The 14309-nt window shown below is 59.4% G+C and carries 13 protein-coding genes and 4 pseudogenes; 2 read left to right on the top strand and 15 right to left on the bottom strand.

Translation table 11 applies throughout. The features are described 5' to 3' along the window. Nucleotides 1-98: pseudogene (locus BM374_RS39900) on the bottom strand (ATP-binding protein); the annotation flags it as partial. Nucleotides 99-109: 11 nt separating this feature from the next. Then, nucleotides 110-1642, bottom strand: a complete 1533-nt coding sequence (gene istA / locus BM374_RS37490) for an IS21 family transposase (protein WP_177248509.1) — start codon at nt 1640-1642, stop codon at nt 110-112. A 250-nt stretch (nt 1643-1892) separates the two neighbouring features. On the opposite strand from istA, the pseudogene tnpC reads away from it, so the two are divergent. Continuing rightward, nucleotides 1893-3462, top strand: a pseudogene (gene tnpC / locus BM374_RS37485) (IS66 family transposase); the annotation flags it as partial. A gap of 191 nt (nt 3463-3653) precedes the next feature. On the opposite strand, the gene BM374_RS40475 reads toward tnpC, so the two are convergent. The 6 genes from BM374_RS40475 to ehuB all read right to left on the bottom strand — a co-directional run bounded on the left by BM374_RS40475 (nt 3654) and on the right by ehuB (nt 7608). After that, nucleotides 3654-3869, bottom strand: a complete 216-nt coding sequence (locus BM374_RS40475) for a hypothetical protein (protein ID WP_502689502.1) — start codon at nt 3867-3869, stop codon at nt 3654-3656. Nucleotides 3870-4250: 381 nt separating this feature from the next. Then, nucleotides 4251-5057 (bottom strand): ectoine/hydroxyectoine ABC transporter ATP-binding protein EhuA, encoded by an 807-nt coding sequence (ehuA, locus tag BM374_RS37480; RefSeq protein WP_092303958.1) that lies wholly within the window; start codon nt 5055-5057, stop codon nt 4251-4253. A 26-nt stretch (nt 5058-5083) separates the two neighbouring features. After that, nucleotides 5084-5260 carry a hypothetical protein gene (locus BM374_RS39160; RefSeq protein WP_177248812.1) on the bottom strand — a complete coding sequence of 59 codons (177 nt, stop codon included), beginning with the start codon at nt 5258-5260 and terminating at the stop codon, nt 5084-5086. A 112-nt stretch (nt 5261-5372) separates the two neighbouring features. Next, nucleotides 5373-6086, bottom strand: coding sequence for an ectoine/hydroxyectoine ABC transporter permease subunit EhuD (ehuD, locus tag BM374_RS37475; protein WP_092303957.1), 714 nt, complete (start codon nt 6084-6086; stop codon nt 5373-5375). Further along, a complete protein-coding gene (ehuC, locus tag BM374_RS37470; protein ID WP_092303955.1) occupies nt 6083-6733 on the bottom strand; it encodes an ectoine/hydroxyectoine ABC transporter permease subunit EhuC in 651 nt (216 codons plus the stop codon). The genes ehuD and ehuC overlap by 4 nt, the downstream gene beginning before the upstream one ends. 29 nt (nt 6734-6762) lie before the next feature. Further along, complete coding sequence (ehuB, locus tag BM374_RS37465) at nt 6763-7608, bottom strand: ectoine/hydroxyectoine ABC transporter substrate-binding protein EhuB (RefSeq protein ID WP_092303953.1); 846 nt, start codon at nt 7606-7608, stop codon at nt 6763-6765. A gap of 1042 nt (nt 7609-8650) precedes the next feature. Here ehuB and BM374_RS37460 point away from each other — a divergent pair. After that, nucleotides 8651-9493 carry a M20/M25/M40 family metallo-hydrolase gene (locus BM374_RS37460; protein ID WP_244552874.1) on the top strand — a complete coding sequence of 281 codons (843 nt, stop codon included), beginning with the start codon at nt 8651-8653 and terminating at the stop codon, nt 9491-9493. A 529-nt stretch (nt 9494-10022) separates the two neighbouring features. Here BM374_RS37460 and BM374_RS37450 read toward each other — a convergent pair. The 7 genes and pseudogenes from BM374_RS37450 to BM374_RS39880 form a co-directional block, all read right to left on the bottom strand. After that, nucleotides 10023-10322, bottom strand: coding sequence for a hypothetical protein (locus BM374_RS37450; protein ID WP_092303947.1), 300 nt, complete (start codon nt 10320-10322; stop codon nt 10023-10025). A gap of 45 nt (nt 10323-10367) precedes the next feature. Continuing rightward, nucleotides 10368-10523 carry an IS66 family insertion sequence element accessory protein TnpB gene (gene tnpB / locus BM374_RS40470; RefSeq protein WP_210188631.1) on the bottom strand — a complete coding sequence of 52 codons (156 nt, stop codon included), beginning with the start codon at nt 10521-10523 and terminating at the stop codon, nt 10368-10370. A gap of 118 nt (nt 10524-10641) precedes the next feature. Continuing rightward, nucleotides 10642-11867 (bottom strand): annotated as a pseudogene (ltrA, locus tag BM374_RS40230) (group II intron reverse transcriptase/maturase). Nucleotides 11868-12379: 512 nt separating this feature from the next. Next, nucleotides 12380-12571, bottom strand: coding sequence for an IS66 family insertion sequence element accessory protein TnpB (gene tnpB, locus BM374_RS37435; protein ID WP_206734090.1), 192 nt, complete (start codon nt 12569-12571; stop codon nt 12380-12382). A gap of 23 nt (nt 12572-12594) precedes the next feature. Continuing rightward, complete coding sequence (gene tnpA, locus BM374_RS37430) at nt 12595-12996, bottom strand: IS66-like element accessory protein TnpA (protein ID WP_092303942.1); 402 nt, start codon at nt 12994-12996, stop codon at nt 12595-12597. Nucleotides 12997-13340: 344 nt separating this feature from the next. Continuing rightward, nucleotides 13341-13775 carry a PLP-dependent aminotransferase family protein gene (locus BM374_RS39885; protein WP_244552876.1) on the bottom strand — a complete coding sequence of 145 codons (435 nt, stop codon included), beginning with the start codon at nt 13773-13775 and terminating at the stop codon, nt 13341-13343. Nucleotides 13776-13974: 199 nt separating this feature from the next. Next, nucleotides 13975-14309: pseudogene (locus BM374_RS39880) on the bottom strand (IS3 family transposase); the annotation flags it as partial.

Below are 14309 nucleotides of genomic sequence, written 5' to 3'. Positions count from 1 at the left end.
CTGCCAGCCTCACCGGCGGCTTCGATGTCGGCGAAGGCCTTGGCCATGCCGTGGAGGCCGAGGGCGTTGAGGCGGTCGAGGGTCGGATGGGTGAGCAAGGGACGATCTCCTAATTGTAATAGCGCGGTCCGCGGATGTTGGCATGCAGGATCGGCGCATCGTCCGCGGAGCGCTGGTGAGCGGGACGCCGATCGAGATTGTTGGCGAGGATCGACTTGACGGAGCCATAGGTGCGCGCGCCGATGTCGATCGCCCGCGCAGCCGCCGCGTCCAGCCGTTCGCGCCCATAGGAGGCGGCGAGCCTGAGGATGCCGAGGCAGGCGCGGAAGCCTTGTTCGGGGTGTGAGCGCTCGTCGAGAATGAGGTCGCACAATGCGCTGGTTGCCGGCCCGATCGCGGCGGCATCCTGACGGATACGCCCGATAGTCCAGCCGGCGTAGCGCCGATGGCTGGAGGCCATGTGCTCCGGCACGGTGGTGTGCTTGTGATTGCCACTCATGCGCTGATGCGCGGCAATCCGCTCGCCTTTGTGGAAGATCTCGACGGTGCGGGCGGTGAACCGCACCTCGACCTCGGCACGCGCGAAGCGATGCGGAACGCTGTAATAATGCTTCTCCACCTCGACGTGGTAGTCGAGGCTGACGCGGCGGATCCGCCACTCGGCGAGCACGTAGGGGCTCGCCGGCAACGGCTTGAGCGCCGGCCGGTCGATCTCCTCGAGCAGCCGGCGGCGCGTCACGCCGAGCCGCCGGATCGGCCGCTCCTCGTTGAGCCTGGTGAGCAACTCGCCGATCGCTGCGTTGACCTCGGCGAGGCTGTAGAAGACGCGGTGGCGCAGGCGGCCGAGCAGCCAGCGCTCGATGATGAGGACGGCCTGCTCGACCTTGGCCTTGTCGCGCGGCTTGCGAGGTCGCGCCGGCAAGACGGCCGTGCCGTAATGCGCGGCCATCTCCGCATAGGTGCGATTGATCTGCGGGTCGTAGAGGCTCGCCTTGATGACTGCGACTTTGGTGTTGTCAGGCACCAAGAGCGCCGGGACGCCGCCAATCGCCGCGAAGGCGCCAACATGGGCGCTGATCCAGTCGGCGAGCCCCTGCGTCCACGTCGCCTGCGCGTAGGTGAAGCTCGAGGCGCCGAGCACGGCGACGAAGATCTGCGCCGTCCTCCGCTCGCCGGTGAGGCGGTCGACCACCACCGGCACGCCGTCGCCCGCGTAGTCGACGAACAGCTTGTCGCCGGCCGCGTGCGCCTGGCGCATCGTCACCGACAGGCGCCCCTCCCAGGCGCGGTAAAGCTCGCAGAAGCGCGAGTACCGGTATCCGCCGGGCTCGGCGCCGATGTACTCCTCCCACAGGATCGACAGCGTCACGTGCTTGCGCTTGAGCTCGCGCTGCACCGCCGCCCAGTCGGGCTCGGCGATGCGGCGATGACCCTGCCGGTTACCGTTGCCGGTCTTGGCGAACAGGCGGGCCTCCAGGGCCGCGTCCGTGAGTTCGTCGGGCAACGGCCAGCTCAGGCCTGCGGCCTCGAACCGCCGGATGGTCAGCCGCACTGTCGAGGGCGCCGCGCCCATCCGCCGAGCAATCTCGCGGCTCGGCAGCCCAGCCGCCTTCATCCTGATCACATCGCGCACACGGCGCATCGCAAGCCTCTCCGTCGGCATCCAGGGTCCCCCTTCGCAAAACCGAAAGGTTGACCCTATGGGAGCCAGAAGAGGTCTCGTCACCCGGGCGACATCATCCCGGAATGGTGGGCGACATCATCTCGGAACGGGTGGGCGACTTCAAATCGGAATGGTGGGCGAGATCATCTCGGAATCCTGGGCGACATCGATCGGAATCCGCACCTGAAAGGGCAAGAGAAACGGAGCAAAATGTGCTCTGGTCGGGTCAATGTCGCCGCCCGATCTCAACCTCCCGAATGACGTAGAGATGTTAAAAGCCATGGTGCTTGCCATGGCTGAGAAAGCGGCTCGCGCCCGCCCTGGAGAGCCAGATCGCCGTTCTCAAGGCGTACAACGCCGATGCCGATGCACGGATCGCGCGGCTGACTCAGATCCTGAAGGCCTTCGACCGCGCCCGGTTCGGCCGACGATCGGAAAAGCTCGGCCCTGCGAACGAGGACGACGATCAGCAGGCCTTCGTCTTCGAGGAAATCGAGATCGGCATCGCCGCGATCAAGGCCCAGGTCAGCAAGGGCCGTGAGCAAGCGGACAGCAAGCGCGCACCTCGTCGGCGCAAGGGCTTTGCGCCCCGTCTGGAACGGATCGAAACCGTCATTGAGCCGGAAGAGCTGGCTGAGCATGCCGGCAAGCAGAAGGTGCTGATCGGCGAGGACGTGTCGGAGCGTCTTGATGTGGTGCCGGCGAAGTTCCGTGTGATCGTCACCCGCCGTCCTAAGTATGCCTTCAAGAACGCGGACGGCGTCATCCAGGCGCCGGCCCCGGCCCATATCATTGAAGGAGGCATTCCGACGGAAGCGCTTCTAGCCCAGATCGCCGTCGCCAAATACGCCGATGGCCTGCCGCTCTACCGACAGGAGGCGATCTACGCGCGCGATGATGTCGAACTCGACCGCCAGCTGATGGCGCAATGGATGGGCAAGCTAGGCTTCGAGCTCGAGATCGTGGCCGACTACGTCTTCAGCGAGGTCAAGAAGGCCGAGCGAGTCTTTGCCGACGAAACCACCTTGCCGACGCTTGCTCCTGGCTCTGGATCGAGGAAGACAGCCTACCTGTGGGCCTATGCCCGGGATGACCGAACCTTTGGCCGCGGCGGTCCCCCGATGGTGGGTTATCGCTTCGAAGACAGCCGCTCCGGCGAATGCGCGGTCCGGCATCTCAATGGTTATCGCGGCATCCTGCAAGTAGATGGCTATGCCGCCTATAACAAGCTTGCACGTCCGATCACGGCATTTGCTATCGCATTGGCTGGCTGCTCGTCACACAGCAGCCGCAAGTTCTACGAGCTGCATGTTGCAAAGAGCTCGGAAGTGGCGACGACGACGGTGGAGCGGATGGCAAAGCTCTGGCAGGTCGAGAAAACCGTGCTCGGTCAAAGCCCCGACGCTCGCGTTGCCGCACGCCAGGAAGCCTCCGCGGCGATCGTCACAGATCTCTTCGATCTCCGGCAGCAGACCTTGCCGCGCATCTCCGATAAATCACAGCTGGCTGAGGCAAACCGCTATGCCGTCTCCATCTTCGAACGCTTCCTGACGATGGTCGCATCGAGCCCGACTCCAACATCGTCGAACTCGCCATCTGCCCACAAACATTGCTAAAAAGAATAGTTTGTTTGCCGGCAGCGACGGCGGCGGACGAACCTGGGCGACCATCGCGACACTGCTGCAGACAGCGAAGATGAACAACGTCGATCCGCTCGCCTGGCTTGGTCTCACGCTTCGGGTATCGTCAATGGCTGGCCGAGCAGCGAAATAGACGCGCTTATGCCGTGGAACCACGCCATCCGACGCCTCAGCTTGCCGCTTCCAATTCAAATCGATTCACCCGAACAGAGAATCCAAAACTCATTGGGATGAAGCTCCCGCCCCTAAAACGGTCAAGCAATCCCATCGACGTCGCCCTGCTGCAGATGCAACGTGGATTTCAGCGCTGCGGGTCCGTATTAGCGCTCAAATCTCTCGAAGCGCGAGCATCACGAGCAATGCGAGCCTTTGCGAGCTCGGGGGGCCACATGCACCTGCCGGCCTCGCCACGTCGTCGACAGCTCGCGCTGGAACAATGCCGCCTGCCTTTGCAAGTCCTCACAATCTAGCGGCACGCCCTCTTCGCGCGTTTCGGCGAGCCTTTTCTGAGCAAAGATTACAGAATAGAACGATCTCCAGCCTTGATCTGCCAGAACGCGCATTATCTCGGCAGCAGCGCTGTTTCAAATGCTCTCCGAGCGACAGCCCCGCTGGACCGAACTTGCAAGCAAAGGCTGGGAATTGCTTCACGAGGTCCGCATATTCGACTCCATTTGACAACTCGACCGCTGAGGCGTCGAGCGCAACGCCTGGATTCGTCCATCAAGGTGCGCATGCCGTCGGTCGTGCGAGTCCGCCAGTCCGGGGTGGCTCATTGAAGATCACGCTGCCGCGTTCTGCCAATCGAGCAATACAGCTCCAGCCGACAGACCGGCGATCGAGAATGGCATTCGCCTTGAGCAACGGCCATGAAAGCGGCTCCGTCCCATCCAGGATCAGCGGGCCAGGCGCCGATGACGCCGGCTGATATGACCGGCGTGTAACCGTCAGGCGTCGAGGACCGCACGAAGGAACGCGCGCGTGCGTTCGTGCGCAGGCGTGTGGAATATTACTTCCGGGGGACCCTGCTCGAGGATTGAACCTTCCGAGAAAAAGCAGACCCGGTCAGCAACCTCGGCAGCGAAGCCCATTTGATGTGTGACAATCAGCATTGTGAGGTCCTGTTCTTCTCCGAGCTGTCGCATGACCTGTAGAACCTCATGGACGAGTTCAGGATCTAGCGCTGACGTGACCTCGTCGAATAGCATGACCTTTGGCCGCATTGCCAACGCCCGCGCAATCGCGACGCGCTGCTGTTGGCCGCCGGAGAGCTGCGAGGGATAATGATCCTTACGATCGATAAGGCCGACCTTGCGGAGCAACGAAACTGCGCGGTCAGTCGCTTCCTCCCTAGATTGACCAAGTACGTGAACGGGAGCCTCGATAATGTTCTTTAGGGCGGTCATGTGCGGGAATAGGTTGAACTGCTGAAAGACCATGCCGATTTTGCCGCGGATCCGGCGAATATGCGCCTCTCGCGCCGGGACGAGATGACCGCCGATCCGCTCGTGGGTGAACGCCTCTCCATCGACTTCGATTACGCCCCCATCGATGGGCTCGAGAGTCATCAGAGTTCTCAAAAGCGTTGTTTTACCAGACCCCGACGGCCCGATAAGCGCCACCTTCTCGCCCCGCGTTACGGAAAGATTGAGGTTCTTGAGCACGACCAGTGAGCCAAACTGCTTCGTGACATTGATGAACTGGACCGCCGGCGGCGCGGTCGATGTAGCGGGTTCTTTCTGCGCGTCACACATTTGTGCAGCCTCCCATGATCAGATAGTCAATACATGAACTTTTTTTCGAGGCCATGACGCTCACTCACCACTCGAAGCGCCGCCTCGACCTGTTCACACACCCGGCTTGCCCGGGTTAAGTCAAGAGCGACGACCGCGCCTTCTAATGTTGGCTTATGCAGCGCCCGGAGCTTCACTTGAGCCTTTCCTGTGTATGTCGACATAGGTTGCCCCTCCAACTCAGCTCGGATGGGCGCATTAGATTTGTACCGTTTAGGTGGTCAATGCCGAGCACAAAAATTTATCTGAACGACCGCATATGCGGCGGTCTGCATGCTACGCGCTGGCAAGATTAGTCGAGGCTTCGCGATCAGCTGCACTGCGTCGCTGTCGCTGAGCTCCGAAGAATCTCTCAAGCCTCCGCACGAGAAGTGAGGAGGCGAGAGTCATTATCAGGAAGAATACCCCCACCAGCGTCATTGGCTCTGTATAGCGGAACGTCTCCGAACCGATCAATTTGGCGCGCTCCATCATCTCCAAGACGGAGATGACGGAGAGAACTGGGGTGGCCTTGAACATGTCGATAAGGTAATTGCCTAAGGTGGGAATCATCGGCGGAATCGCTTGAGGCAAAATTATATCCTTGTAGGCGCGCCAGCGCCCCAGGTTTAGAGCGACTACGGCTTCCCACTGCCCTTTGGGTACACCGTCTAGAGCAGCCCTATACACCTCTGAAACAAAGCACCCATAATAGAGCCCGATGGCAATTAGGCCTGCACTCATCGGTGGGAGTGTGATGCCGAAGCGGGGGCCAACAAAAAAGATGAAGTAAACCTGTATGAGTAACGGCGTCGATCGAATGAACTCGACCATGAAGCCAATCGGCCGTGCAAGAAGCAGAGATCGGCTGCGGCGTGCTAACGCAAGGGGGAGCGCAACGAAGACCGCCACCGTGAACCCAATGACTGTCGCCTCGAAGGTCACGAGGGCACCCGCCGCAAGCGTCGGGGTTATTGACCATGCAAAATTCCAGTCGAATATCGCACTCAAAACGCACCCCTCGTAATCCCATGACTGACGCGTCGGTATAAGGCGCGAATTACCAGCGCTATTCCTTGAGCCATGACGAAGTAAAGCACGAGGGATAGCCCGTAGAGCTGTAGTGTCTGAAACGTGAGAACATTTAGGTTGTACGTTTGGAACGCAAGGTCTTGAATTGTTATTAGCGATACGAGTGCTGTGCCTTTAAGCAAGATGATGAGCAGATTGCCCCAGGGAAGCAGCATCGTCATCAATGCCTGCGGTAGAATGATTCTGCGCATTCGTAGCGCTGGCGGCATGTTCAATGCGATGGCTGCTTCGATTTGAGAACGAGGAATCGCAACTATCGAGCCGCGCACGACCTCGGATCCATAGGCGCCGTTGTTGAGACCCAAAGCGAGGATTGCCACAATAAATGCGTTAAGCTTGATTCCAAAATTCGGAAGAACGAAAAACAACCAGAAGAGCTGAACGAGCAGCGAAGTGCCACGAAAAACTTCTACGTAGCCAATCGCGATCCAGCGCACCAGTCTGTTTCCGGAAAGCTGGGCGATGCCCGCGATGGTAGCTACAACGATCGACACAATCGAGGCCGCCAAGGTAATCTCAATGGTTACCTCGGCTCCTCGTAGTAAGTGGGGCAAGAACTCTAGCATGTCAGCGCCGCAAGTTCGCGCAATTTTAGCTACCGCGGTTTACACAATTCGTCGGCCGTCACATTACCTGGTAAGGATTCTGGGCCACGCTCAATTTTGGCAAAAATCTTCAATTGCTCATCAGAGCCGACGAATTCTTTGAGGGCGTTGTTGAAGGCCTCACGCAACGAAACATCCTCTTTCCGAAACGGAAAGGAGCTGTATGCGATGGCCCACGATTGGGTTGTAAATGGCTCAGCCCGCTCCACACCTCCACCACCTTTTCCTGCCATCGATTTGACGCTAACCGGATTCAATGCGGCGGCGTCAGCACGCCCGGACAAAACTGACGAAAGGATAGCGGCGGGGTCCTGAAGCGCCAAAATGCGGTTATCAGGAACACCGCCCCGTCGTGCGTAGCCCTGCTCTGCGGTTCCGGCCATGACCGCAAGGATAACGCTTGGGTTTTTGGCGACGTCCTCGTAACTATGAATGTTCTTTGGATTCCCCTTCTTCACCAGCATGGCGGAATCGGTTTTCACTATAGGGTCCGCAAATGCGACCTCCTGACATCGCGTCGGAAGTATAAACATAAAAGTAGCAACATCGAATCGACCAGCCTTGAGCCCCGGGATCAAGGAGGCCCATTCTGTTACTACCGGTCGAACATCTGTGATTCCTATTCTTTTGAAAATAGCAACAATGGCTTCGGAGCTAACGCCTGCGGGCTTTCCATCGACGCCTAGATACGCGTTAGGAGGGTCGTTCGAGAAGCCGAACGTGACCCCGTCCTTCTTAGCTTTCTCCAACGAATCGTCGGCGCGAGAGGGCAGCGAAAAAAAGACTATGCATGCCGATGCCAATGACAACGCCATTCTGCGGGTCGATTTGTTCATGTGAGATTCCTGTTCTTACGACTAACTTTACGACGCTGTCTTCCGAACTGAGGGAGAAAAACTCTCGTCGATATGCGCTTGGTCAGCCCGAGACGACGTGATCAACTCGGCGCCCCTGACGGTGAACACATCTGAAAAAATCTAGGTCGTTCTGGACCAATTCAGTTCGGTCCCACAGGCCATCGGCTCGTAATGTTCGAGAGCAGACTGCACCAGCCATTCGCAGTCGGGCGCAGCAGCTTTCCCGAGAACGCCGATTTGGCCGTGCCCCAGCCGATCCGGTCTCGATTGCCACTTTGGCCACATTTTGCCCACTTAACATCCGCCGGCGTTTTTCATTTGCTATTCAGAAACGATAATCCCTTTCAAAGTCGAATTCCTCTAATGTAAAGGGCCATATAGCCGAAATTCTGCGCTTGGTCTGCTGCCAAACGATGAGTCGCGCCGGCTCTAGGCCATTTATGTTTTGTCGCTGCTCCGGGTAGCGGCCGCAATCTCGAAATGAAACCGCGGCCGAGGACGCGCCGTACCTGATAGGAGGTAATTCCGCTAGGCAAGAGATATCTTGCCGAAGATACTGCGAATTACGCGACGAGCAGCGAAGGGGACGCGCGCCATCGACCGCGGAAAAGTTGCGCCGAAGAGATTATAACCTGCCGACCGGCCATGAAGTGGCCGTCCTCCAGGCGCCTGGTGAACATAGGCGCGCTGGCCATGAGGCCGAATCGCCTTCAATGGCCTCGGATCGCGGTAGGACGCTCATTACTGCCGCCCGCACAGATCCGTACATGCGGCTTTGCGCATAGTGTCCACCTCGGGCGAGTGAGGGCGATGCCTGTTTTTGCAGTTCGCCGTATATGGTGCGGCGCCTGTGTCGCGGTCGTCCGACCCGCGGTCCTCGGAGGCCTGCCACAACGCGGTGACCGAATCCTCCTGTCTACCAGTGCAGGAAAGCGTCACCCACCCCAATGGGTAGCGCAAATTCAACACGATTGTCTGCGCCTTTGCAGATGAGGAAGCTCATTTCGACGGTGTCGGGTTCTTGGGCAGCCGCTCGATCATCGGCGAGCTCACCGACGCCGAGATCGACCGCTCCCGCAACCGCACTGACAGTGGCACGCTGCGCGATGCCCTCGCCGCTGCGGGCTTAGCCAGTCGCCCACGTATGCAGCTTGAGTCGGGCCGCCACAAGGGCTATCTTGAGCTGCACATCGAACAGGGGCGCCAGCTCGAAAGCCGCAACCTACGTGCCGGCATCGTCGCGATCGGGCAGTATCGTATCGTCATCACCGGTCAGCAGGACCACGCCGGGGCCGCCACCATGGCCGAACGCCGCGACATCGGTCTCGCCCGCATCGCACTCGTCCCCGGCGCGCCCTCCATCATCCCCGGCGCCGCTGAAATCCTATTCCAGGTCCGCGACATCTACATGGATACGCTGCAGGGGATGGAGGACTGCTTGCGCCGACTGGTGCAGGAGAGCAATCCTATGGAGCGCTGCACCGCCGTGCTTTCCACCGATAACCGCTCGCTCGCCGCAATCAGCGATCCAGGACTGATGGCGGCCCTGGAGATCTCGGCACAGGAGGTCGTGCCGGATGCCCGGCAGCGCATGCCCAGCGGCGCCGGTCGTGATGCGCAGATCATCGCCTGCCGCATGCCGGCGGCCATGCTGTTCACCCCCAGCATTTACGTCATCAGCCATCACTGGACCGAGGACACCAAGCCCGAAGACCTCGTTGCGGCTGCCGCATCCTCGCCGGGGCTGCCGCGCGCTTCCTGCAACAATCCTGATGCCGCCAAATCGACGCTTCGTCGGCGAGGCGAAGGCGGCCGGCCCGGATACGTCAGCCGGGTCACGCGCGTCTTCTTCGCCTCTCGATAGCTGGCGCCGACAAGTTGGCTGAGACCGGTCGATGCCCTCACTTTCGTGGTCTTGATGACCGACTAGGGTATGATGGAAATCGTTACACGTGCGCATCCCAGCCACCGCCTGAGCCCCCCGGACCTTACTCATGCTTTCCAGCCGGTGCTCTCACAAGATCTCGTCCATAGATCGTAGGCGAACTTTGACGAGAACACCGCCTTCAGCTGCGGCAGGGGCGGCGGGCCGGGACCGGCGATCGTCAACGCAACCCTCATGACCAGCAAGTGCTCCATCTCGATCGTCGCGTTCCGCCGTAAGCGCAGAAGATCGCGCCTATGCCACTCGATCTCCCTCCCTATACCATCCCAGAAGGGGAGCAGCGTTTGCAAAGAGCAGGTCAGTCCAATCGGTGGCAACTCGGGTCATCGTCACGAAGCGGGTCGACCGCTCGACAATCCTCGTTTTCTGGCTGACGGTAATCGCAGAACCCGGTTTGATGTGAGGCGGATCGGTTCTAGCGCCACTCTCGCCACTGCGGTGTCAGCCGCTAGCAGTTGGCTTGCAGATTCTTGAGCACCGGCCGATACAAATGCATAGATCTGCATGAGTCGTCTGCGGTTCGCCAGATCGCGCATTTCCTGCCGAATTGTGCTTGGCGCTGTGACTTCGGTCCGCAGAAATGTTTAGGCTTACTCGGGTTTCTGGAGCTATCCGACAGCTCCGCCCGCGCGTTGGCGGCATCCGCGACTGCCACATCGCGTTCAGCCTGCAACGCCTCGCGCTCGGCCAGCAGTGCAAGGTAGGCGCTCGCGAGATCCGACGGAAGATCGTCCGGCTTCGATGTCATGAAGCCATTGAATCAGATCGAGCATCAGATTCAAACCCAAAACGATTATCCGACCCGCGTCGGGCGCTGGGTTTCTTGCGGATTGCGCCAATCGATCCCGGACAGCAGGTAGCTCAACTGCGCCAGCGAGATCGTTACCGCTTCACCGGCAACCGATGGCCAGATGAACTTTCCTCTCTCGAGTTTTTTGTGAACAAGCAGGCTCCCTGACCATGGTGAGTCGGCCCGGGAGTTGCACCCGGAGCCGCTCTCCGAACCGTACGTGACGCTCTCACGTCATACGGCTCTCAACAAGTAACGAAGCAGAACTCAACATCGCCTAATGAGCGAACAGCTTCGGCCTACGGCAGCGGATCAATCTGAGCCAGGTGGAGGCTCTGACTTTTCCATTCTTCAGCCCTTTGTATTTGCGTCGCGCCCAGCGGTTTAGAGATTCATCGACGTATCGATATAGGTTGTGCATTTCTGACCGCCCATATCTGCCGTAGTACTGCATCCATCCACGAAGGACGGGATTCAGTTCCAAGGCGATTGCGTCGACTTCCGTCTGAGAGCGAAGCCTAAGCCGAAGTTGCCGGATCGTCATACGCATAGACTTCATCGCCGCGCTGCTGGCCGCGGGCGAGAACGTACAGAAGTTTTCTTTCTTCTGATGATTTCTTGCCCTGCGCGGTCGAAAGGTAAATCCCAGAAAGTCAAACGACTGACTGGGATGGCTACCCGGGCGGTTGGTGTCTTTGCAGTAGACGATCTTGGTCTTGTCGGGATGCATTTCGAGTTCGCATTCCCCGAACCTCGCCTGCAGGGCGGCCTTAATGGCTTCCGCTTCAGCCTTGGTTCGGCAATGGACGAGCCCGTCGTCCGCGTATCGACACCATGGTGACCGCGGGAAGTTCCGCGCCATCCATGTATCGAACGCATAATGCAAGAACAAATTGGCAAGGACGGGACTGATCACGCCGCCTTGGGGGGGGCCCGGTCGCGAGCGGTGATCACTCCATCTTTGCCTTGCATCGGCGCTATTAGCCAGCGTTCGATGTAGAGCAGAGCCCATTCGTCTTGCACATGCTTCCTGACGGCCTTCATGAGCAGCTCGTGGCTGATATTGTCGAACAGGCCTTTGATGTCGAACTCCAGCACCCAATCCATCTTCCAGCACCGTTGCCGGGTGACGCCGACGGCGTCCAGCGCGGATTTTCCGGGCCGGTAGCCGTAGGAATCGGGAAGGAAGATTTCCTCGAGTGCTTGTTCAATCTGCAGCTTGACGACCGTCTGCGCCACGCGATCTGCTACTGTCGGCACGCCTAGAATGCGTTGTCCGCCGTTCTTCTTGGGAATGGGGACAGCCCGAACGGCAGGTGGAAAGTAGCTGCCAGAAGACATTCGATTCCAGACCTTGTAAAGGTTGCCCTTCAAGTCCTTCTCAAAAGCTTCGAGCGACACCTTATCCACGCCGGCCGCGCCCGCATTGGCTTTGACCAGTTTGTAGGCCTTCACCACTGTCTGCTTGTCGATATCGTACTGCTTACGTCCGGTTACACTCACATGTCCTCCTGCTCATCACAGTTGCATATGGGCGCAACCCACTTGTTTCGGCCCCTTCGCTCCAGTTCCATTACAGCACCTTCATCACTACTACGAGCCGATCCGCCCCAGTGTTGTGCTTCGGTACTCTCGTCTTGCGGTGTGCGCCGCTTGAACTTCTCCCTTGGCATCACAACGACTGGTTCCTGCAGTTCTCTACAAGAGCCTGTATCCAGATCGCGTCCCCTAAACGCCGGTCGCCATCCGCGCAGTAACCCAGGCGTCTCACGGATTGATCTCAGGGATGGCACGCGCCCCTGATTTTGACGACGCCTTAGTAATTTTCGACGCGTCATCGGAAGATTCGCTTTCGCTCGCCTTCTGGATACCTACCTGCCCCGTAAACCCGGGACTTTTGCAACACTTGCTGATGACCGCGCCTTTTAAGCGAAGCCACAGTGTCGTGGTTTTGCACCCGCGCCTGGACGCCGATGCAGGAGGGCCGTCCTTCATCTCTCATAAAGCTGTACGCATTAAATTCGGTTATTCACCTCCTTCATGCTCTGCAGCACACCGTGCCAGATCACCTTCACAAGATCGCTGCGGCGACCGCGGAAGACAAACAAATGACCGCTGAGCGGTTCTTTGTGCAGCACCTCCTGCACTTGGAGGGCCAGCGACGGAAAGCCTCTGCGCATATCCGTGTAGCCTGTCGCCAGCCACACTCGCACATTCCCTGGTACAGCAATCATCGGCGTCCAAGCACATCGAGGACCCGCGCCAGCGCCTCCGGATCGACGTGCGCATCCACCCGGATGCACCGTCGGTTGCCGAGATCGACCTCTATCAATCCAGTACGTGCGGCTGCCGGCGAGCGAACTCGGCCATCAACCGTAGGCAAAAGCTTCGCAGTTTCTTCAGCCGAGGCCGCTACGGCGGCGATCTGCACCGGCGTAAAAGATGGTGCAACTTGTTCCGATGTCCGTGCTTGTCGACGCCAGGTAAACACCAGGCTGGCCGCTACTCCGTTGCGCCGCGCGACTTCAGTTACGTTCGCGCCCGGTACTAGCGTCTCCTCGACAATCCTTGCCTTGTCGTCCTGCGACCAACGCCGCCGCCGCTCAAGCCCGCCCAACACTTCGACCCGCATCGCCTGATGACCTTAAAGCTAGACTTAAGGTCACACGCTTCGCGAATTACCACCCCTCACGCAAGACGGCCCCCGTCGGAGGCGTACCGTAGACTTGACGGCCTTGGCCAAGCTGTGCGCGTAGGTTCCTCAGACGGACGCGTGGAGACATTCAGCGGTCGTATCATTATTGAGTATGAATATCTCAGCCGTTTGGTCGAGCTGGCGCACATGCGTGCGGGGTTATTAGCCGCACCAGCTGCACGTACGCTATCCGGTGAGGTAAGCTGTGATGTTTCAGATCCTGCCTAGAATGGCATCCTCGAGCGAGCGCATCGGCAGCATCCCTGATCGCGGCATAGATTTCATCGAGATCTGCTGCCGTGACGCAAGAGGGCGGCATCACTAGATCGTGTTACCGAGCGGTCGCAGCAACAGATTTTGCTCCCTAAAAACCCTCTGAAGCTTCGGGCCGATACCTGCGAGATACCGGCATCGCACGTTTTCGGATCGAGCGCTGTGATGGTTCCGGTCCGGCGGACGTTTGCAAAACGCGAATCGGCGCGGAATGGCTCGAGCGCCCGTTCTTGCATCGTGACGACGGAGCCCAGCCGCCGGTGCGCCGCCTGATCCTGCCAGAGATCCGCCGCGCAAGCCCATGGATTGGCTGTATATGGAGTCGAATGAAAGAAGGTGCGTGTACGATCTTTCGAATAGTGTGCGTCGACAATATCCGCCAGGCAGAGCGTGACCACGAGTGGAAGCCCCCCTCCCGTGAGGCCTTTCGAATAGCAGGCGATATCGAGCGTGACGTTGGCTTGCGCGCAGGCGAATAGTGGTACGATGCGGCCCCAGCCGTCTTGATCTCGTCAGCGTTGAGCAGGACGTCTGAGGCGTCACAGATTCGCTTCATCTCTTTGAGCATCCACGCTGGGTACATCAGCATCCCGCCGCTCTCAATATCAGAAGCTCCACAACAAAAGCGGCGGGACGTTCATCTCGGCATGCATCGGTGAGCTGATCCGACACGAAGTCAAGCGACCAGCGGTCATTCGGCGCCATCGCCACCGTCATCGGCGCCCGGGTCCCGATCGCCCGCTTACGGCCGCCACGGCGACGCACCGCAAGCCTCTCTTCCCGGTAGAGCCGGAACAGCTTCTTGTGGTTGATCACGTAGCCCTCCCGCTTGAGCAGAACGTGCAGGCGCCGATAGCCGAAGCGACGGCGCTCCTGGGCGATCGCCCTCATGCGTTGGCGAAGGCCGGCTTCGTCCGCCCGGGTCGTCTGGTATCTCATGGTCATGCGGCAGCAGCCGATGGCTTTACACGCCCGCC

This window comes from Bradyrhizobium sp. Ghvi (assembly GCF_900115265.1).
GTDB lineage: Bacteria > Pseudomonadota > Alphaproteobacteria > Rhizobiales > Xanthobacteraceae > Bradyrhizobium.
The sequence above is the reverse complement of the archived record's forward strand: the minus strand, read 5'-3'. Positions and strand labels throughout refer to the sequence as shown.